Here is a 17,435-nt window from a genome sequence, read left to right on the forward strand (position 1 = left end):
GGTGGCGCCGGGACGGGGTGGGGTGTTCAGGGGGTGTCGGGGAGGGCCTGCAGGGTGTAGCCGCGGTCGGTGGACATGACGCGGCCGATGCCGGGCCAGTCGAGGTGGGCTCCGGCGACGAAGTGGCCGGGTCCGGCGAGGCGCTTCAGGAGGGCTGAGCGGCTGGTGCGGGCCTGTGCCTGGTTGCTGTCCAGTTCCCAGGACACTTCGGGGGAGGCGAACTGCAGGGAGGGGACGTGGATGGTGTCGCCCCAGATCAGCAGGTGGTGCCCGGCTTCGTTGCGGGTGTCGTAGACGGTGTGGCCCGGGGTGTGTCCGCGGGTGGGCAGAGCGGTCATCCACGCGGTGACCGGGCGGGGTTCCCTGACGGTGACGACGCGGTCGGCGAAGCGGGCGAGGGTGCCGGTGAAGACGTGCTCGTCGCCGGCGCCGACGAAGACGCGCTCCAGGCGGGGGAAGGCGTCGGAGCCGTTGGGGTCGAGGAGGCCGTTGACGTGGTCCTCGTGGGTGTGGGTGATCGCGAGCCGGTGATGGACGCGCGGTCGACGCCGGCGGCGCCCAGGCTCTGCGGCAGCCGTCCCATGGTGGGGTCCCAGCTGTTGGACGCGCCGGTGTCCACCAGCACCCGCCGCTTACCGTCGTCGACGAGGAATGCGTTGACGGACAGCCGCAGGAGGTCCTCGACGAGCGGCACCTGCTCGGGCACGGGCTCAAGGACGCGCTCGCCGGTGTCGCGCAGCCGGGTGGGCGGAAGGTCAACGTAGCCGTCCAGGAGCGCGGTGACGGTCAGGCTTCCGAAGTCGAACACCGCGTGGTGGTCGCTTCCGGCGGTCTTACGCATGGCTCTCTCCAGATCAAACGGCTGTGCGGGTGGCGGTGGTGCGGCGTGGGCCCGGCGGCACCGGGAAGTCGGCGCTGCGGCGCAGGTCAGGTGAGCCAGCGGCGGCCCTGGGCCGCGAGGACGCGGCCGAAGCGAAGTTCGGGGAAGTGCGCGCCGGCGCCAAGGGTGTCGGGGTCTTCGAGTTCGCGGAAGAGGCGTTCACGGACGCGGCGGGCGAGGACGGGGTCGACGTCGCCGATGGAGTGCCAGGTCGGCTCGTCCAGCTGGACCGGGCACACGATCGCGTCGCCGAGGAGCAGAATGCGCCGGTCCCGGGAGGAGACGATGACGCTGAGGTGGCCGGGGGTCATCGTCACGTCCACGCCGGGGGCGACGGTGGTGTCCTCGGCGACCAGGCGCAGCCGCGTCCCGGCGGCCTCTGCGGTGCGCAGGCCGTGGCGGATGTGGTCGAACATCCACGCCTCGGGGCCCATGACGAAGTGGGCCCAGTCGGGTGCACCGAACCAGATCTCTGCGTGGGGGAAGACGGGCCGGGCCTGGGCGTCGAAGAGCCAGCCGCAGTGGTCGGCGTGCAGGTGGGTGCAGACGATGTCGGTGACGTCGCCGGTTCTCACCCCCACGGCGCGCAGGCCAAGCAGGAGCTGGCCGCCGACGAGGAGGCGGCGGGGGCCGTCGTCGCGCATCCGGGGGCCCATGCCGGCGTCGACGAGGATCGTGCGCTCCCCGGTGCGCACGAGGAAGCAGCCGATCGGCAGCCACGCCATGCCGTCGTGCGCGAACAGGTCGTCGTGGCCCTCGGGGCGGGCGTGGTCGCCGAAGTAGCCGGGCGAGGCGCGAAACGTCCCGTCGGTGAGTGGATGGATGTCGATGTCGCCGATCAGCATCGCCGTGGCCTCCTCGGTGGTGTCAGACGGCGGCTGCGCGCACGGTGTTGCGCAGCGTGCCCAGGCCGGTGATGGCGCATGCGACGACGTCTCCGGGCTTCAGGAAGCGCGGCGGGTCGAAGCTGATGCCGACGCCCGCGGGTGTGCCGGTGGCGAGGATGTCGCCAGGGCGCAGGGTCATGCCGGCGGAGATGGTGCTGATGAGCTCGTGGATGTCGAATATCAGCTCCGATACGGGGGCCTGCTGGCGGACCTCACCGTTCACTGACGCCGATACGACGAGGCCGCGGGGGTCGCCGACCTCGTCGGCGGTCACCGCCCACGGGCCCATGGGCGTGAAGGTGTCCAGCGACTTGGCGAGGAACCACTGCCGGTGGCGGCGCTGCAGATCCCGGGCGGTGACGTCATTGAGGATCGTGTAGCCCCACACATGGGCGAACGCGTTCTCGCGGCTGATGCCGCTGCCGCCGCGGCCGATGATGACGCCTAGCTCGGCCTCGTAGTCCAACTCTGAGGTGGCGCCCAGATGGGGATCGATGTCGACGCCGGGGCCGGTGACAGAGGTGGCTGCCTTGGAGAAGATCACCGGCGCCTCGGGCAGGTCCTCGGAGCGTTCGGGGGTGTCGTACCCGGAGCGGCCGAACTCGCGCACGTGGTCGCGGTAGTTCTTGCCGACCGCGAACAGATCGCGCGGCGGGTGGGGGATCGGGGCGTGCAGCCGCGCCGCCCCCACGACCGGCAGGCCCCGGACGTCGGTAATCGCCGGCCCGAACCGGTCCCAGTCGGCGATCACATCGACCAGCGACAGATCGCCCACCACGCCACGCAGATCGCGCACCGTCCTGTCCGCCTCGATCCTGCCGAGCGCACCGCGCCCCGCGTCTTCGAACGTCACCAGTTTCACCGTCCGCACCTTTTTTTCGACCTGAACCAATACGAATCAATTTACCTATTGGTTGAACATGGTCACTGAAATTGAGCCTAGGTCGGCTGATCCTTGCTATCCAACGCTGAGTGTGTTCTAAGATTGGTCGCAATTGGTTCGAAGAAGGGTTGCGGGATGGAATCGGCGCAGAACGGGCGGGCTCCGGGCGTGGAAGCACAGGTGCGGGCGCTACTGGAGGAAGGTCTGCGCTCGGGCCGCCTTGCGCCGGGCGACCGGCTGCCGACCGAGCGCGCCCTCGTGGAATAGCTCTCCGCCCCCCGCACCGCCGTCCGCCAGGCGCTCGGCGCGCTGGAGCGCGAGGGCGCCATCGTGCGCCGCGTCGGACGCGGTACCTTCGTCGCCAGCGCCGCCGACCGCGACGAGGCGGGCGGCGGTCTGCAAACCAGCCCCGCGGAGATCATGGCTGCGCGGCTCCTGCTCGAACCGGAGCTCACCGCCCTCGCCGCCCGCCACGCCACTCCTGCCGACCTCGATCGGATGCGACACTGCGCCACTCGCAGTGCCGGGGCCGGCACCCACGAGGAGTTCGAGTCCTGGGACGGCGTACTTCACCGCTCCATCGCCCAGGGGGCCCACAACACCCTGCTGCTGCAGATGTTCGACGTCATGAATGCCGCCCGCAGCCTTCCCGTCTGGGGCAACATCAAGCGCCGCTCTGCCAGTCCCGCCCGCCGCGCGGGCTACGAGCAGGCCCACCGGCTCATCATCGAGGCCCTCGCCGACCGCGACCCCGACACCGCCCGCGACCACATGCGCGCCCATCTCATTGATGTCCGCCTCAACCTTCTCGGACCCAACTGACTTGATCGAGTTTGGCGGGCTGGCCACCTTTTAGAAACTGGCGTAGCTGTCAGGAGTTTTGACAGGCCGTGATCCGTGCTGCCGCGTCGCCCGCCTGTCGTCAAACGATAAGTCGACCGCTCGACAGAACCTCGTCCTGGACGAGGCCGGGATCGAGAACTCGGTCGTCTTCGAGGAGAGCCCGGGCACCTCCACCCGCTCCAGCGGCCGAAGTTCCACGAACTACTCACTTACGCGCGGCCGGGCGACATCGTGCGCATCTCCGAGATGCTCCGCCCCGTACGCGGCACTGGGGCACATCCTCGACGGCGCGTTCTCCGCGCCTCGGACCGGTGAAGACTGCGCGCCGCTGGAGCCAAAGGCAGCAAGGCCGGGCGCCGCCCAGCCGTGGCGGCCTCGAAGACCGCCGACGTGCGCTCCGCATACCTGGAAGGCCGATCCATCGCCGCCCTCGCCCACGACGACGGCGTCAGCCGCGGCGCGGTTCGTACAGCCGTCGCCGACCTCCTGCCCATCTCGCCACCGAGGAGGACTCCCCGGCGCCGGAGCTGCTGGTCACCCTCGACATGCCGGGCAGGGTCGCCCACTTCCTGCGCGCCTCCGAACTGGATCCGTCGAACGGGATGCGCTCGACCAGCGGGTGACCGTACGGCGCGGCCAGGGCTACACCCTGCGCGTCACCGCCATCCCGGTCGTGCACCACCGACTCCTGGCCCGCCGCCAGCCGCTCGACGGCGGGCCGGGCGCTCAGGCGGTCCCGACCCAGCTCAAGGCTCGCCGCGAGTACGAGAACCGCGTCAGCACCCTCACGCCGACCGGACCGTGATCGTTCTCATCGGTACCAACGGCCGCTCACGCAAAAGGGACAGAGCCGGCCACGGCTGAGTGACTGATTACCGCGTCCCAGTCGAGGTGACCAGGAGGCCGCCGACGAAGGTGTGTGTGGGCCTGAGGTCGCGCAGGGCGTCGCCCGGGCAGCAGGCCGGGTCCTGGTCCCAGACGGTGAGGTCGGCGAGGCGGCCGGGAGTGAGGGCGCCGCGCAGGTGCGCTTCACTGGTCAGGCGGGCAGCGCCCGCGGTGTGCAGCGTGAGGGCCTCGTCGTAGGTGATGGCGTGCTCGGGGCCCTTGACCCCGATGACGGTCTGCCGGGTGGTCATACCCCAGATGGAGCGCATCGCGCCGAACTGGCCGACGGGGAAGTCGGATCCGGCGCTGACCTCGGCGCCCAGGTCGATCCAGCCGCGGGCGGGGAACAGCCGGGCGACACGTTCCGGGCCCCAGAAGCCCTCCTCGACCTCGGCGGTGTCGTGCAGCAGCGGCTGCTGGATGGTGACCGGGATGCCCAACGCGACGGCCCGGGCCTGCTGTTGGGGACCGGCCAGGCCGCCGTGCTCCATCACCAGCGTGCCGGCGGGCAGCCCCGGATTGCGCTCGAGGACGCACTCATAGACGTCCAGCAGGGTGCGCACCGCGCGGTCGCCGTAGGCGTGGGTGCCGACCCGCCAGCCGCGCCGGACCACGGCCTCGACGGCCTCGACCAGCGCGTCCGGCTCCCAGGTCAGCATGCCGGAGAAGGAGTGGTCGCATGCGTACGGCTCCTCGGTGGCCCCGGCCTCCAGGCCGCCGTCGAGGCCGAACTTCACCCCCCACACCGACAGCCACGGGTCGGAGTTGTCCCGCCACTCCTCCATGACGTCGAGCAGGTCCTCCACCTGTGCGTCGCTGGTCAGTCCGAGGGCTGAGATCAGCGCCCGCACCCGGGTGCTGAGTACCCCCGCCTCGCGGGCGGCCGTCAGCACCGCGTAGTCCTCGGGGGTGACCGCGCAGTCGCGTATGGTCCCGATGCCTGTGGCGGCGTAGTCGCGGGTGGCCAGGCGCAGTCCGTCGATGCGCTCGTCCCGGTCTGGGGCCGGGACGAGGTGCTCCACCAGGTGCAGGGCGTTGTCGATCAGCCGGCCGTCGAGCTTGCCGTCGGCGTCGCGGCCGATGGTGCCGCCCGGCGGTACGGGGGTGTCCTCGGTGATGCTCGCCAGCCGCAGCGCGTAAGTGTTGACGACGTCGTTGTGGCCGCCGCGCTTGACGAGGACCGGGTGCCGGTCGGTGGCCGTGTCGAGTTCGGCCGCGGTGGGCATGCGGCGCTCGGCCAGGTTGAGTTCCTGCCAGTTGGCAGTGGTGCGGATCCACTCGCCCTTGGGGGTGACGGCGGCCCGCTGCCGGATCAGGTCGAGGAACTCGGGGATGTTGCGGGCCCGGTGCACGGGGACGTCGTGAGCGCCGAGTGCCGCGAAAATCAGGTGGGTGTGGGTGTCGTCGAAGGCGGGCAGCACGGTGGCACCGGGCAGGTCATGGGCCTGCGTGTCCGCGCTCACCAGGTGATCGAGGCCGTGGGGGTCGGCGGACACGGCGGCGATGCGGTCGCCGCGCACGGCCACTGCCCGCTGCACCGCCTGACCGGGCACCAGGGTGTGCACCGCCCTGGCGCGGATCAGCAGGTCGGCTCCGTGATCAGTCATCATCTTCTCCCTCATCTCGCAGGTGCCGGATCCCGAACCAGTCGTTCGGCGACGAGACCTTTGTAGGAGGGATGCGGGACTTCACCGCCAAGCTGACGGCTCCTGCGCAGAAAGTCCGCCAGCACTGGGGCCTATCATGCGGATCATGCGACAGGTGCTAGACGACACCGACCGGCGGATCGCGGCCGCTCTGGTCGCCTCGCCGCGTGCCTCCTGGCGTGAGGTGGCCCGCTGCCTGGGGCTGTCCGAGCGCACCGTCGTACGCCGTGTCGCCCTGCTCTACGCCGACGGCACCCTGCGCGCCACCGCCGTACGTAACCCGGCACGCTTCCCACATCTGATCCCCATCGCCCTGCGTATCCGCTGCCGACCCAACAAGATCCGGCAGGTCGCCCAGGCGCTGGCCCGCCGCACCGACACCATCTGGGTCGACATCCTCGGCGGCGGCGACGAGATCTCCACGATCTTCTTCCTGGAAGGCACCGAAGCCCGCAACAACCTGCTGCTGCGCGACCTGCCCGCCACCGACGCCGTCGGCACTTGGACCTCCCACACCCTGCTGCGCGTCTTTCCCACCGCCTTCCGCTGGACCGCCGGCCTCCTCTCACCCGCAGAACTGGCCGAACTCGCCCCCGACCCCGCGCCCCCGACGGTCTCGGCACCGTCGTACACGCCTGTCGACGTCGACACCGCGCTAATCGCCGGGCTGACCGAGGACGGCCGGGCCACCTACACGGACCTGGCCCGCCGCGCCGGCACCACCGCCCTCACCGCCCGCCGACGGTTCGAAGCCCTCATAAAAGGTCAGGTGCTGCGCCTGGCCACCGAGCTCGATCTCGCACTGCTCGGCGCCAAGACCGAAGCACTGCTGTGGATCTCGGTACGGCCAGGAGCGCTGCAGGAGACCGCGCAGACCCTGAGCGCCCACCCCCACGTCCGGTTCTGCGCCGCCACCACCGGGCCCGCCAACCTGGTCGTCGCCGTCGCCGCCGAGAACCTCGACGCCCTGTACACCTTCCTCACCGACGCCGTCGGCCCCTTGGAAGCTGTCACCGCCATCGACACCACCGCGCTGCTGGCGACCGTCAAACGCACGGGCCTGATCCGGCACTGACGAAGCGTGAACTCACTGTCCGATCGGCCGCATCCGGTTGGGGACCCACGACAGAGACCTCGCAGCGGACCGTTGCGTTGGCACTGGACAACGGACAACAACAAACCCTGTCCATGACTTCGGCTCGCCGGCCCAACCGGGCTGCAGAGCAGGATCAGGCACGGGGGTCGCCAGCATCGGCTCCGGCAGTGTCCACGTCACGCACCACGCCCTCCACCCAGGCCATCGGCCGTCCAGGTGACGACGGCGGGCGGACCGGTCATGGTCGGGCGCGCGGGACTCCCCCGACTGGGCGATGTGACGCGCCTCAACCTCTATTGTTTCTGGAGAAGTTCACGCTGAAGGTGCTCGTGGGCTCTTAGCTCATGAGGGGCCTGCTGTGGGTCCGTCCCGACAGGGAGGGAGGCCTGCGTGGACTCGGGAACGGTTGTTGTCACCATCGTGTGGTCATGTCCCCTGTGGTGGTGTAACCGGGTCGGGGGGATCTTCGGTCGTGGGGTAGATCGAGTCCATTCCTTGATGGATGGATCCAGCCGAGACTGAATCCGGATCTTGAGCGGTGGGTGCCTCTGCGGCAAAATCGACATCTATGATCAAGGGGGAGTCAACTTTGGTGGGCGGCACGTTGGCAGGCCGCCTTCCCAGCCTGGTGCGTGTTGTGCTCGTGTCGGTGGTTTGCTGCATCGCAGCGGCCGGGTGCGGTGGGACTTCCGCGGGTCCGACCGGCAAGGGCGCTGCCAGCCCGTCCAGCGACCGCATACCGGTCGTGGACTCCACGCAACTGCAGTCCGTTTTGCCCACAGGTCGCAACATGCCCGCGGACTTGGGGGGACGCACGGTCGATGCCTGGGACTCGACGAAGGACCCTTCCCAGTGTCAGGACGAGGAGTGGCCGGATGCCTGGTGCGCCAGGGCTGGGGCGGTGGGCCTTTCTGTGTTTACCAACCTTGTAGATCAAGAGATCGGGATCCACCTGGTTTCTTTCCCCGACGAACGGTCGGCGGCTCAAGCTTTCAAAACGAGGGATAAAACGGACGATGTGGACCGCTATCCAGGTCCGACCGGAGAGCTCGTGTATACGCTCGACCTCGTTGCGCCAGAGGATCATTTGCTCTGGACGGGGAGGGGCACGACCTTCCAACAGGGCACGGTCATCGGCAGGATCGAGTACTCGTGGACGCCGGGAACGCACGTGCAGACCGGCCGTTTGTTGGCGGTGACGCGCATGGTGATCCAGCGGATCGATGAGAAGGAAAAGGGCTTGAATCCTACGGCCTCGGCGCGCTGAGGCTACGGACTTCGTACAGCATCGGTCACCTGCCGTCGGCGCGGAGGTGGCCGTCGCCGACCTCCTTCACGAGGTCTCGCAAACCTGTGGCCCCTGGGCGACGACGCCTACGAGCGGACTCGCACCAACCGCGCCTTCAGGCCCAGCACGCTCGATGACCTGCTCCGTGGCGAGAGCGAGAGGGTCGGCCCACACTGCCTGTGGCACAGAGCGAGCCGTCACCGGCAACCTCGACCACCTCGGACCCCGAGGCCCTGGCCAGCGAAGAGCGCGTGCCACAGCCGCTTTGGAAGGGGTCGACGACGAAATGAAGACCAAGGCCAATCGGGGGCTCCTCCTGCTCACCCGCGTGGTCATGTTCCCGGTGGTGGTCCAACCGCGTCCGGGGGACTTTCGGTCGTGGGGTAGATCGAGTTCATGGCTCCCTTAGAGGTCGTTTCATCCCGGTGTTTCATCCCGGAATCTGATGTTTGGTCTGTGGTGTCGGGTCGCGCCAAGAGATGGTGTTCTCGCCGGTGAGACGGCGGGCCATGAGGTCGGTCATGGCCAGGTGGATCATGGCTTCGGACCGGGCGGAAAGGGTCTCGTAGTCCCGGGCGAGACGGCCGTGGAGCATCAGCGAGCCGTAGGTCCGCTCGACCGTCCACCGCTTGGGGATGGGGGTGAATCCCCTGGTTCCAGGGGTGCGGGCGGTGATGTGCATGTCGATGCCGAGGGTGGCCGCGTGCTCGACGAGGTGCTGGCGGTAGCCGCCGTCGACCCACACCTTGCGGATGCCGGGGTGTTCGCTGGCGACCTGGTCCAGGAGGCGGGTGCCGGCGACGCAGTCCTGCACGCTCGCCGCGGTGACCAGCACCGCCAGCAAGAGACCGAGGGTGTCGGTGACGATGCTCCGCTTCCTGCCGACGATCTTCTTCCCGGCGTCGACGCCCTGGCCGGCAGCGGGGACGCTGGTGGAGGTCTTGACGCTCTGGGCGTCGATCACACAGGCCGACGGCTCGGCATCCCGCCCTTCCTTCTCCCGCAGCAGCCGCCTGAGCAGGCCGTTTAGCTGAGCGAACACGCCTTCCTGCTGCCACTTGGCGAAGTATCCGTAGACCGTGTTCCAGTGCGGGAAGTCGTGCGGGAGGTAGCGCCACTGCACCCCGGTGCGGTCCACATACAAGATCGCGTCCATGATGTCGCGCAGATCATGCTCGGGCGGTCGGCCGAAGTCCAGGGCCCTGCCGCGGCGCTCGAAGCGACAGGACGAGAGCACTGGCTCGATCAACTCCCAGCGAGCATCGGACAGATCACTCGGATACGGGCGTCGCGTCGGCATGCTTCCGGCGTACCGCCGCGAACCCGAGTGCGCCCAGGCGCACAGTAGCGGCGACCGAAGCACGCAGCCACGAAGACCGGACGTCCTGGGATGAGACAGGACCAAGCCACATCCCGCCCCACCTGTCACCCCGCCCAGCACACAGGCCCCGACCACACCTCGCCACGCCTTCCGCACCGCGCTCCCGCACTCCAAGGACCGCCCTTTATCCAGGCAGTACAGATGAAAACGACTTCTCAGGGACGACGCGCCGACTCCGCTCGCAGGCGCCAGCGCGTCCAGAAAGCACTGAACGACGCTGCGAAGAACGGCACGGAGATCCGCGTCTCGGCCATCGCCCGCAGCGCGGGCGTCGACCGGACCTTTCTCTACCGGCACCGGGACCTGCTCGCTCAAGTTCACGCCGCCGCATCCGAACCACCGGGCAGCCCAGACGCCGCACCACAGGTCAGCAGGGCCTCGCTGCAGGCTGACCTCGCGAACGCTCAGAGCCGCTCCGTTCGCCAGGCCGCCCGGATTCACCAGCTGGAGAACAAGCTCAGCGAACTTCTCGGCGAACAAGCCTGGAGGCAATCCGGACTGGGCGCGCCAGACGACATCGAGCAGCTCAAACGGCGCATCACCGCACTTGAGCAACAAGCCGTGGCCCTCACACGCCAGCTCGACGAACGCCAGCAAGAGCTCGACGCCGCTCGAGCCACCAACCGTGAACTGATTACCCGCCTGAACACGGCTCCCCGTCCGCGAGAGGCCCCCTGAAGGCCGTCACCAGTTGCCGAAGCAGCGTGGGCTCAACCGGGTGAACGGGCCTTTCAAGAAGGCTGTGACGCCGTGATCACACCAGCCACAACGCGATCACGGCATCACATCAGCGGAAACAGGAGATCATCCTCTTCCCCGCGGAGATCGAGGTCAAAAGGGCGGTTCGCTGCTGCAGCCGCCCGCCCAGAGGTCTTCGTCTTGCTCGTCCGGCAGCAGACCTGTCTCTTCGCCCCAGGACTTGAGGCCACGGCTGGCGATGGAGCGGTACGAACGGTTGTCGCTGGAGATCAGCACGTCACGGACCAGCGGCGCGAGAAGGGCACGCTGCTCAACGAGCTCTGGGGCGTCCAGGAGTGGAACAGCCGCAGCAATGGCTGCTTCCTGAACCTCAAGGTCCGGGGAGTGGAGGAAAGCAGAGACAGCCTGGAACAGGCTGGGACGCAGTGCCCGGACCTCGACGGACTCCGGATAGTCCACCAGGCCGAGACCCACGCGAGCCATGTGTGCCTCTGCCTCGCTGTCGACCTCAATAGCTACCGAGGTCACCCAGTCCATCGAGGCAGCCCGCAACGGGAGGGCCAGGCCGTCACGGTCGGTCACAACGGTGTCCGTGCGCGGGTCCCTGAGGATCTAGGCCACATATGCCGCCGCAGGCACGGTCGCTGAGTAGATCGTGTTCTGGTGACGCACCGGATCGTTGAGGTGTCGCAGAGCCCTGGCCTGCGTGCCGGCGTCGTCCGCCAGCAGCCCGGTCAGTAGAACAGGCGTTACTGCGGCCGGCCCACAGGCATGTTCGAGCGAAGCCCAGTCGGTTCCTGCCAGCAGATCCCGCGGGTCAGGCAGCAGACCGTCAACATCCGTGATCGTCACGCATCGAGTATGGCTGTTGCTCCCATGCCTGCCCCAGTCACCTCATGCGCATAGCGGGACAGCCCTTTGGGAGGAAACCGGTGAGTCCGCCTGCACCACACCTGTCGCAGACGCTACATTCCATATCCAAGCCGCTGAGCTGCAAGAACTTCGTGGGCCTGTATCACGCGTCGGGACCCCCAGAGAACATCTGCATCCTGCACGGCGACAAGCGCGTCGAGAACCGGCCCCGCACCTGGGCGCCGGCCTGGCGCCTGCTGCACGCCGGAGCCGCAACCGACCGGGCCGCCCTGCGCGCCCCGATCGTCGCCCGCACGATCCGCGGGCACGAGCTGCCCACCCGCGCCGTCCTCGGCATCGTCCGCATCACCGGCTCCCACACCGACCCCGGCGAGCCGTGCAGCCCCTGGGCGCAGACCGAGTGCGTCCACGTCGACCTGGACGACGTCCACCCCCTGGCCCTGCCCGTCCCGTGCGACGGCCAGCTCGGCCCGTGGCGCGTCCCGCTCGCCGTGTTCGAGCAGGTCCTCGTCCACCTCCCCGACCTCGCCCAGCAGCTCACGGAGGTCCCGTCATGAGCGGCTCGCGCACCGGCACCCCGAACACCCCTGCCGTGGTCGCCGACGACCGGATCCCCTTCCCCCACACCGACGGCCCGACCCGCTGCCAGGCCGACCCGAAGCTGTTCGCCATCGAGGACGTCACCGACCACACCGAGCGGGAGAAGGCCCTCGCCCAGGCCAAGGCCGCCTGCTCCGGCTGCCCGATCGTCAAGGACTGCCTCAAGTGGCCCTGGCCAACAAGCCGCTCACCCTGACCGGCGTGTGGGCAGCGACCACCGCCCGGGAGCGGAACAAGCTCCGCAAGGACCTGGTGCACCGCCTCGGGGACGACTGGGTCGGCGTCGTCGCCGAACAGGACCGCCGCCGCCAGGAGAAGCAGCGCGCGGCCCGCCTCGCCCCGCCAACCGTCCGCGAGACGGTGAGGGCCCGCCTGGAACTGGAGCTCATCCCCACCCGGCCCGCCCCGTACGAGCCGTGGAAGGAGCCAATGACCCCCGCCAGGCCGCCCGGGTCCGCGGCCACCTGTCCGAGCTGACCACCCGCCGCGCCGCCGACGATGCGCAGCGCGAGGCCGAAGAGCGCGTCGCCAAGCTCACGGCCGAGCTGGAACAGGCGAAGGAGGACCTGCGCGCCGCCAAGGCCGGCACCCCCACCGCCGCGCAGGCCGCACCGACGCCCATCCGGCCCGGCATCGGACGCACCCGGGAAGAATTGGCCGCGATCCGCACCTGGGCGCGCGCCCACGGCCACAAGGTCGCCGATCGCGGCAACCCGGCGAAGACCGTCCTGGAGGCGTACGACGCCGCCCACCAGGCCCCGACGGCGAAGGCCAGCTGACATGGGCGACACCGACGCGATCCTCCTGGACGGCTTCCTGAACGAAGAGACCGTGCCCGGCGACCTGCACGGCAGCACCGCCCGCTTCCGCCTCACCGTCTCCCCGACGGACGAGCGGACGGACCAGATGATCCTGCTGTGCACCGTCGCCGACCCCGAGATGGCCCGCCAGGTCCTGCACGAACTCACCCCCGGCGACCAGTTGCGCGTCACCGGCTACTTCCGGCTGCCCCGCACGCCGGACGAGCCGATGTGGCTGGTCGTCTCCGAGATGGTGCGGCTCCAGCCGGCCCCCACCTTCGCGGACGCCTTCACCGCGATGCTGGAGCGCTACGGCCCGTACGTCTGCTGCATCGACGCCGACACCGACCAGGTCCCGATGTGGACCGAGGCCGGGACGTGGGGCGGCTGCGCGGACACCCCCGGCGACCTCCGAGACCTGCTCGAAGCGTTCGAGCAGCGCCAGGCCGCCGACGGCGAGTAGCCGAAGGGCCCCTGTGCCGATCCGGCCCGAGAACGCCCACCGCTACCTGCGCGACTGGTCCCAGATCAGCGCGCGGATCCGGTTCGGGCGGGCTGGTGGCCGCTGCGAGTGGACGGGCCAGTGCGGCCTGAAGCACTCCGGCGGCCGCTGCCCCGCCGTCCACGAGCAGATCCACCCCGACACCGGCTCCGTGGTCGGCTTTACCACCGCCCACCTCAACCACACCCCCGAAGACGTGCGGGATGTTGGTAAGCCCGGCCATCAGAACCTGCGGAATGGTCGTCGTACGCGGAGCTCACTTGGCCCTGCGGCTCGTGGCAGGCCGGCCCCCTTACCGGTTTGTGGCCGGGAGGCGCAGGCGTCCGTCGTGGACTTCGGCGATCTGGTCGACGGCGGTGAGGTGCGTGCGGTCGTGGGTGACCAAAACCGTGGCGGTGGCCTGTTGGTGGGTGAGGCGGGTGATGAGCTCGAGGACGGCACCGCCGCGTTCGTGGTCGAGGGCGCTGGTGGGTTCGTCGACCAGAAGGACGGTGGGGTCGTTCATCAGGGCGCGGGCGATGTTGACGCGCTGGCGCTGGCCGCCGGAGAGCTGGTGGGGGTGGCGCACGGCCTGGTCGGCGAGTCCGACTGCGTCGAGGAGTCCCATCGCGCGGTCGCGTGCGGTGCGGGGTTTGCGGCCGTCGATCTGGGCCATGACCTGGAGTTGTTCGGCGGCGGTGAGGGAGGGCAGCAGGTTGGGCTGCTGAAAGACGATGCCGATCTTGTGGCGGCGTAGTTCGGTGAGTTCTCCGCGGGTGAGGCCGGTGGTGCTCTGGCCGTCGATGGTGACGCTGCCGGTGTCGGGGGTGATCAGGGTGGCGGCGACCGCGAGGAGGCTGGACTTGCCGGAGCCGGAGGGGCCCACCACGGCGGTCAGGCTGCCCTGGGGGACCTCAAGGCTGACCTGGTCGAGGGCGGTCAGGCGGGTGTCGCCGTCGGGGTAGGTGAGGGTGATGTCGGTCAGGGTCAGGCTCATCGGGCGTTCCCCAGGGCGATCAGCGGGTCGACGGAGGTGATGCGACGGATGGACAGGGCGGCGCCGAGCGCGCCGAGGAAGATGATCACGACGGCTGGGATCAGGACGGTGGCGGGGGTGAGAAGGAACGGCACGGCGGAGCCGGCCACAAGTGTGCCCAGGGCGGCGGCGATGCCGGTGCCGATCAGGGTGCCGCCGACGAGCAGGACGACTGCCTGGCCGAGGGCGTCCCTGAGCAGGCTGGCAGTGGAGGCGCCCAGGGCCTTGAGGACGGCGACGTCGCCGCTGCGTTGGATGGTCCAGACGGTGAAGAAGGCACCGATGACGAGAGCGGAGATCGCGAAGAGGAAGCCGCGCATCAGCTGCAGGGAGCCGTTCTCGGAGGTGTAGGAGCCGATCGCCGACAGCGAGTCGTCGGTGGAGACCGTCTTGGTGCCAGCCTGAAGGTCGGTGGCCGCCGTATCGCCCTCGGAGGTGGTGCTCAGGGCGATGACGGACGCGGTCGGGCCGTCGTCAGTGCTGGCGGGTGGCGCGATCTTCTGCCAGGTGTCCAGACTGGTCCAGATCACTGGGGTGTGACTGTAGTGGGCATCGCCCGCGACGGCGGCCACCTCCAGCTGCCGGCCTGCCAGGGTCAGGGCGTCCCCGGCTTTGACGCCGAGGTCGCCGGCGGCTGCGGTGGACAGCACTACCGCGCTGCCGGTGATCCTGTCGTTGTCCGGGGCCAGGCGGGAGCCGGGCTTGACGCCGAAGGCCGAGACCCCGGTGCTCTTGTCTCCCGCGATGGCCTTGGTCGTGGTGATCCCCAGCGGCTCGGCGCTTTTGACACCGGGCGCCTTCGACCACTTCTTCCACTGCTGTTCGGTGACGGTGGAGTTGGAGTACGACAGGTCCTGTCCGCCGCTGGGAGCCTGGAAGGCGATCTTGTCGGCGGGCAGGGACGTGATCGCGGAGATGTTCTGCTGGCCCAGTCCGGCCGTCAGCCCGGACAGCAGCCCGACAAGGAGGGTGATCAGTACGATGACGGTCCCCATCAGGGCGAAGCGCCCCTTGGCGAACTTCAGGTCTCTCCAGGCGACAAACACGGCCTTGGCCTGTCCTTTCCGGCGATGGAAGCAGCTATGACTCCACCCTCGCCGCCGTCCCCCTGCGTGCGCGTCTGGCGCAGGACGGCATTCGGCGGTCCAAAAGACGGCACGCGGGTTCTAACTTTTGATGGAGTCCCTTCCGGCGTGGGCTTTCGTAACCTGGGACGCACTGTGAACTCTGCCGCCCTTGCCCTGACCCCGACCACCCGGGCCCTGGCCTGGTGCCTGCACCTGCTGGTCATCGGCTTGCTCGCCCTGGCCGCTGGCCGGCCCGTGACCGGCGCGTCGCCCCACGCTGGATGGATCGTCGTCACGGCAGCAGCGTGCGGCCTGGCGTATGCGGCTGGCCCCGTGCTGCCTGGCGTACGTCGCTCGCGGCGTGCGGCCGCGCTGTGGCTGGCCGCCGTGGAGGTCTGCTGGCTGATGCTGCTGGCTTTCACCCCCGACGCCGTGTGGGTGGCCTTCCCGTTGTACTTCCTCCAGCTGCACCTGCTGTCCCGCCGCGCCGGACTGGTGGCCGTGGCCGCCACCGCCGCCGCGGCCATCGCGGGCTTCGCCGCCCACCAGCACTCCTTCAGCCCCGCGATGGCCATCGGCCCCGCCCTCGGCGCCGCCGTCGCCGTCGCCGTGGTGTGGGGATATCAAGCCCTGTACGGGGAGAGCGAACACCGCAGACGGCTGATCGAGGAACTCACCGCTACCCGCGCCGACCTGGCCGCAGCCCAGCACACCGCCGGCGTACTCGCCGAACGCGACCGCCTGGCCCGCGAGATCCACGACACCCTCGCCCAGGGCCTCTCCAGCATCCAGCTGTTGCTGCGCGCCGCCGAACGCGCCCTGCCCCAGGCACCGCAGAACGCGGCCCGCTACGTCGACCAGGCCCGGCAGGCCGCCGCCGACAACCTTGCCGAGGCCCGCCGCTTCGTCGCCGCCCTCACCCCGCCCACCCTGGAAGGCACCACCCTGGCCGGCGCCCTGGAACGCCTGTGCACCACCACGTCCACCCGGCACCGGATCACCGCACGCTTCCACCTCACCGGCACCCCCACCCCGCTCACCACCGCACACGAGGTCGCGCTGCTGCGCATCGCCCAGTCCGCCCTTGCCAACACCGTCCAGCACGCCGAAGCCACCGCCGCCGACGTCACCCTCAGCTACCTCGGCGACCACGTCGCCCTCGACATCGTCGACGACGGCCGCGGCTTCGACCCCGCCCGCCTGCCCGCCCCCGACCCCGAGACCGGCGGCTTCGGGCTGGCCGCCATGCGCGCCCGCGCCCAGACCCTCGGCGGCACCCTCACCATCGAAGCCACCCCCGGCCACGGCACCGCCCTGGCCGCTCAGCTGCCTCTCACCCCGCCAGCCGCCACCAAGCCCGAGGCCTGTCCGTGACCGACGACACCCCCATCCGCCTGCTCCTGGCCGATGACCACCCCGTCGTGCGAGCCGGACTGCGCGCCGTGCTGGAAACCGAGCCCGGCCTCCTTGTCATGGCCGAAGCCGCCACCGCCGAGGACGCCGTCACCCGCGCCGCCGAAGGCGACATCGACGTCGTCCTGATGGACCTGCAGTTCGGCAAGGGCATGGGCGGCGCCGAGGCCACCGCCCAGATCACCGCCCGACCGGGAGCCCCCCGCGTGCTGATCGTCACCACCTACGACTCCGACGCCGATACCCTGCCCGCCATCGAAGCCGGCGCCACCGGCTACCTCCTCAAGGACGCCCCACCGGAGGACCTGGCTGCCGCCGTACGTACCGCAGCCGCCGGCCGCACCACACTCGCACCCACCGTCGCCGACCGGCTGATGAACCGCCTGCGTACCCCCGGCACCGTCCTGACCCGGCGCGAGACCGAAGTCCTCACCCTGGTCGCCGAGGGACTGTCCAACCAGGCCATCGGCGCACGCCTCCACCTGACCGAAGGCACCGTCAAGTCCCACCTGGCCCGTATCTACGCCAAACTCGACGTCGAGTCCCGCACCGCCGCCGTCGCCGCGGCCACCGACCTCGGTCTCATCCGGCGTTGAGCCGGTTGCACATCACACCCGGAGCCACCCGTGATCACTGGCCCCTGATGCGGGTGGAGATTTCGGCGCCGCAGGCCGAGC

General features: G+C 69.8%; 23 protein-coding genes. 13 read left to right on the forward strand and 10 right to left on the reverse strand.

All coding sequences use genetic code 11. From position 1 onward, the window contains the following. Positions 1-26: 26 nt before the first annotated feature. From ACF073_RS37975 to ACF073_RS37990, 4 genes are all read right to left on the reverse strand, one after another. Positions 27-338, reverse strand: coding sequence for a hypothetical protein (locus tag ACF073_RS37975; RefSeq protein WP_392076060.1), 312 nt, complete (start codon positions 336-338; stop codon positions 27-29). Then, positions 335-841, reverse strand: a complete 507-nt coding sequence (locus ACF073_RS37980; protein WP_392076061.1) for a hypothetical protein — start codon at positions 839-841, stop codon at positions 335-337. Before ACF073_RS37980 ends, ACF073_RS37975 begins: the two co-directional genes overlap by 4 nt. 86 nt (positions 842-927) lie before the next feature. Beyond that, positions 928-1,725: an MBL fold metallo-hydrolase gene (locus ACF073_RS37985; RefSeq protein ID WP_392076062.1), complete on the reverse strand. Its 798-nt coding sequence runs from the start codon at positions 1,723-1,725 to the stop codon at positions 928-930. Positions 1,726-1,747: 22 nt separating this feature from the next. After that, entirely contained in the window at positions 1,748-2,620 is an 873-nt protein-coding gene (locus ACF073_RS37990; RefSeq protein WP_392076063.1) for a fumarylacetoacetate hydrolase family protein, read from the reverse strand. A 165-nt stretch (positions 2,621-2,785) separates the two neighbouring features. Here ACF073_RS37990 and ACF073_RS37995 point away from each other — a divergent pair, with 165 nt between their 5' ends. The 3 genes from ACF073_RS37995 (at position 2,786) to ACF073_RS38005 (ending at position 4,298) form a co-directional block, all read left to right on the forward strand. After that, the gene (locus ACF073_RS37995) at positions 2,786-2,917 is read left to right on the forward strand and encodes a GntR family transcriptional regulator (protein WP_392076064.1); all 132 of its coding nucleotides are present in this window, start codon (positions 2,786-2,788) and stop codon (positions 2,915-2,917) included. Positions 2,918-2,980: 63 nt separating this feature from the next. Next, positions 2,981-3,472: a FadR/GntR family transcriptional regulator gene (locus tag ACF073_RS38000; RefSeq protein WP_392076065.1), complete on the forward strand. Its 492-nt coding sequence runs from the start codon at positions 2,981-2,983 to the stop codon at positions 3,470-3,472. A gap of 640 nt (positions 3,473-4,112) precedes the next feature. Continuing rightward, positions 4,113-4,298 carry a hypothetical protein gene (locus ACF073_RS38005; RefSeq protein ID WP_392076066.1) on the forward strand — a complete coding sequence of 62 codons (186 nt, stop codon included), beginning with the start codon at positions 4,113-4,115 and terminating at the stop codon, positions 4,296-4,298. Between the two features lie 67 nt (positions 4,299-4,365). Here ACF073_RS38005 and ACF073_RS38010 read toward each other — a convergent pair whose 3' ends face one another. After that, positions 4,366-5,985, reverse strand: a complete 1,620-nt coding sequence (locus ACF073_RS38010) for an amidohydrolase (RefSeq protein ID WP_392076067.1) — start codon at positions 5,983-5,985, stop codon at positions 4,366-4,368. Between the two features lie 145 nt (positions 5,986-6,130). Here ACF073_RS38010 and ACF073_RS38015 point away from each other — a divergent pair, with 145 nt between their 5' ends. Together ACF073_RS38015 and ACF073_RS38020 are read left to right on the forward strand one after the other, a co-directional pair. Then, on the forward strand, positions 6,131-7,099 hold the full coding sequence (locus tag ACF073_RS38015) for an Lrp/AsnC family transcriptional regulator (protein WP_392076068.1): 969 nt from the start codon (positions 6,131-6,133) through the stop codon (positions 7,097-7,099). Between the two features lie 589 nt (positions 7,100-7,688). Further along, a complete protein-coding gene (locus tag ACF073_RS38020; protein ID WP_392076069.1) occupies positions 7,689-8,387 on the forward strand; it encodes a hypothetical protein in 699 nt (232 codons plus the stop codon). Between the two features lie 451 nt (positions 8,388-8,838). Here ACF073_RS38020 and ACF073_RS38025 read toward each other — a convergent pair whose 3' ends face one another. Further along, on the reverse strand, positions 8,839-9,708 hold the full coding sequence (locus ACF073_RS38025; RefSeq protein ID WP_392076070.1) for an IS5 family transposase: 870 nt from the start codon (positions 9,706-9,708) through the stop codon (positions 8,839-8,841). A 222-nt stretch (positions 9,709-9,930) separates the two neighbouring features. Here ACF073_RS38025 and ACF073_RS38030 point away from each other — a divergent pair, with 222 nt between their 5' ends. Next, a complete protein-coding gene (locus ACF073_RS38030; RefSeq protein ID WP_392076071.1) occupies positions 9,931-10,467 on the forward strand; it encodes a DUF6262 family protein in 537 nt (178 codons plus the stop codon). A gap of 153 nt (positions 10,468-10,620) precedes the next feature. Here the strand turns inward: ACF073_RS38030 and ACF073_RS38035 are convergent, their stop codons facing one another. Both ACF073_RS38035 and ACF073_RS38040 read right to left on the reverse strand, forming a co-directional pair. Continuing rightward, complete coding sequence (locus ACF073_RS38035; protein WP_392076072.1) at positions 10,621-11,070, reverse strand: hypothetical protein; 450 nt, start codon at positions 11,068-11,070, stop codon at positions 10,621-10,623. 30 nt (positions 11,071-11,100) lie between these two features. Continuing rightward, positions 11,101-11,340, reverse strand: a complete 240-nt coding sequence (locus tag ACF073_RS38040) for a hypothetical protein (RefSeq protein ID WP_392076073.1) — start codon at positions 11,338-11,340, stop codon at positions 11,101-11,103. A 152-nt stretch (positions 11,341-11,492) separates the two neighbouring features. On the opposite strand from ACF073_RS38040, the gene ACF073_RS38045 reads away from it, so the two are divergent. Genes ACF073_RS38045 through ACF073_RS38065 form a run of 5 tightly spaced genes read left to right on the forward strand, consistent with a single transcriptional unit; the run spans position 11,493 to position 13,224 of the window. Next, entirely contained in the window at positions 11,493-11,918 is a 426-nt protein-coding gene (locus ACF073_RS38045; RefSeq protein WP_392076074.1) for a hypothetical protein, read from the forward strand. Beyond that, positions 11,915-12,157 carry a WhiB family transcriptional regulator gene (locus tag ACF073_RS38050; RefSeq protein ID WP_392076075.1) on the forward strand — a complete coding sequence of 81 codons (243 nt, stop codon included), beginning with the start codon at positions 11,915-11,917 and terminating at the stop codon, positions 12,155-12,157. Before ACF073_RS38045 ends, ACF073_RS38050 begins: the two co-directional genes overlap by 4 nt. Next, positions 12,127-12,438, forward strand: coding sequence for a hypothetical protein (locus tag ACF073_RS38055; RefSeq protein WP_392076076.1), 312 nt, complete (start codon positions 12,127-12,129; stop codon positions 12,436-12,438). The genes ACF073_RS38050 and ACF073_RS38055 overlap by 31 nt, the downstream gene beginning before the upstream one ends. Next, on the forward strand, positions 12,378-12,740 hold the full coding sequence (locus ACF073_RS38060; protein WP_392076077.1) for a histone-like nucleoid-structuring protein Lsr2: 363 nt from the start codon (positions 12,378-12,380) through the stop codon (positions 12,738-12,740). The genes ACF073_RS38055 and ACF073_RS38060 overlap by 61 nt, the downstream gene beginning before the upstream one ends. A gap of 1 nt (position 12,741) precedes the next feature. Further along, the gene (locus ACF073_RS38065; protein WP_392076078.1) at positions 12,742-13,224 is read left to right on the forward strand and encodes a hypothetical protein; all 483 of its coding nucleotides are present in this window, start codon (positions 12,742-12,744) and stop codon (positions 13,222-13,224) included. 331 nt (positions 13,225-13,555) lie between these two features. On the opposite strand, the gene ACF073_RS38070 is transcribed toward ACF073_RS38065, so the two are convergent. Together ACF073_RS38070 and ACF073_RS38075 are read right to left on the reverse strand one after the other, a co-directional pair. Then, positions 13,556-14,239 carry an ABC transporter ATP-binding protein gene (locus ACF073_RS38070; protein ID WP_392076079.1) on the reverse strand — a complete coding sequence of 228 codons (684 nt, stop codon included), beginning with the start codon at positions 14,237-14,239 and terminating at the stop codon, positions 13,556-13,558. After that, a complete protein-coding gene (locus ACF073_RS38075; protein ID WP_392076080.1) occupies positions 14,236-15,324 on the reverse strand; it encodes an ABC transporter permease in 1,089 nt (362 codons plus the stop codon). The genes ACF073_RS38070 and ACF073_RS38075 overlap by 4 nt, the downstream gene beginning before the upstream one ends. Positions 15,325-15,498: 174 nt before the next feature. Between ACF073_RS38075 and ACF073_RS38080 the strand changes: the two genes are divergently transcribed. After that, positions 15,499-16,719, forward strand: a complete 1,221-nt coding sequence (locus ACF073_RS38080; RefSeq protein ID WP_392076081.1) for a sensor histidine kinase — start codon at positions 15,499-15,501, stop codon at positions 16,717-16,719. Continuing rightward, positions 16,716-17,354, forward strand: coding sequence for a response regulator (locus ACF073_RS38085; protein WP_392076082.1), 639 nt, complete (start codon positions 16,716-16,718; stop codon positions 17,352-17,354). Before ACF073_RS38080 ends, ACF073_RS38085 begins: the two co-directional genes overlap by 4 nt. Positions 17,355-17,435 lie beyond the last annotated feature (81 nt).

Source organism: Streptomyces sp. NPDC015171, assembly GCF_043079545.1.
GTDB lineage: Bacteria > Actinomycetota > Actinomycetes > Streptomycetales > Streptomycetaceae > Streptomyces.

What these genes read in the sequence shown, in the direction of transcription:
- ACF073_RS38010 (WP_392076067.1), bottom strand. Translation starts at nt 5,985, where the DNA reads ATGACTGATCACGGAGCCGACCTGCTGATCCGCGCCAGGGCGGTGCAC.
- ACF073_RS37980 (WP_392076061.1), bottom strand. Translation starts at nt 841, where the DNA reads ATGCGTAAGACCGCCGGAAGCGACCACCACGCGGTGTTCGACTTCGGA.
- ACF073_RS38030 (WP_392076071.1), top strand. Translation starts at nt 9,931, where the DNA reads ATGAAAACGACTTCTCAGGGACGACGCGCCGACTCCGCTCGCAGGCGC.
- ACF073_RS38015 (WP_392076068.1), top strand. Translation starts at nt 6,131, where the DNA reads ATGCGACAGGTGCTAGACGACACCGACCGGCGGATCGCGGCCGCTCTG.
- ACF073_RS37975 (WP_392076060.1), bottom strand. Translation starts at nt 338, where the DNA reads ATGACCGCTCTGCCCACCCGCGGACACACCCCGGGCCACACCGTCTAC.
- ACF073_RS37995 (WP_392076064.1), top strand. Translation starts at nt 2,786, where the DNA reads ATGGAATCGGCGCAGAACGGGCGGGCTCCGGGCGTGGAAGCACAGGTG.
- ACF073_RS37985 (WP_392076062.1), bottom strand. Translation starts at nt 1,725, where the DNA reads ATGCTGATCGGCGACATCGACATCCATCCACTCACCGACGGGACGTTT.
- ACF073_RS38020 (WP_392076069.1), top strand. Translation starts at nt 7,689, where the DNA reads ATGATCAAGGGGGAGTCAACTTTGGTGGGCGGCACGTTGGCAGGCCGC.
- ACF073_RS38070 (WP_392076079.1), bottom strand. Translation starts at nt 14,239, where the DNA reads ATGAGCCTGACCCTGACCGACATCACCCTCACCTACCCCGACGGCGAC.
- ACF073_RS38065 (WP_392076078.1), top strand. Translation starts at nt 12,742, where the DNA reads ATGGGCGACACCGACGCGATCCTCCTGGACGGCTTCCTGAACGAAGAG.
- ACF073_RS38025 (WP_392076070.1), bottom strand. Translation starts at nt 9,708, where the DNA reads ATGCCGACGCGACGCCCGTATCCGAGTGATCTGTCCGATGCTCGCTGG.
- ACF073_RS38050 (WP_392076075.1), top strand. Translation starts at nt 11,915, where the DNA reads ATGAGCGGCTCGCGCACCGGCACCCCGAACACCCCTGCCGTGGTCGCC.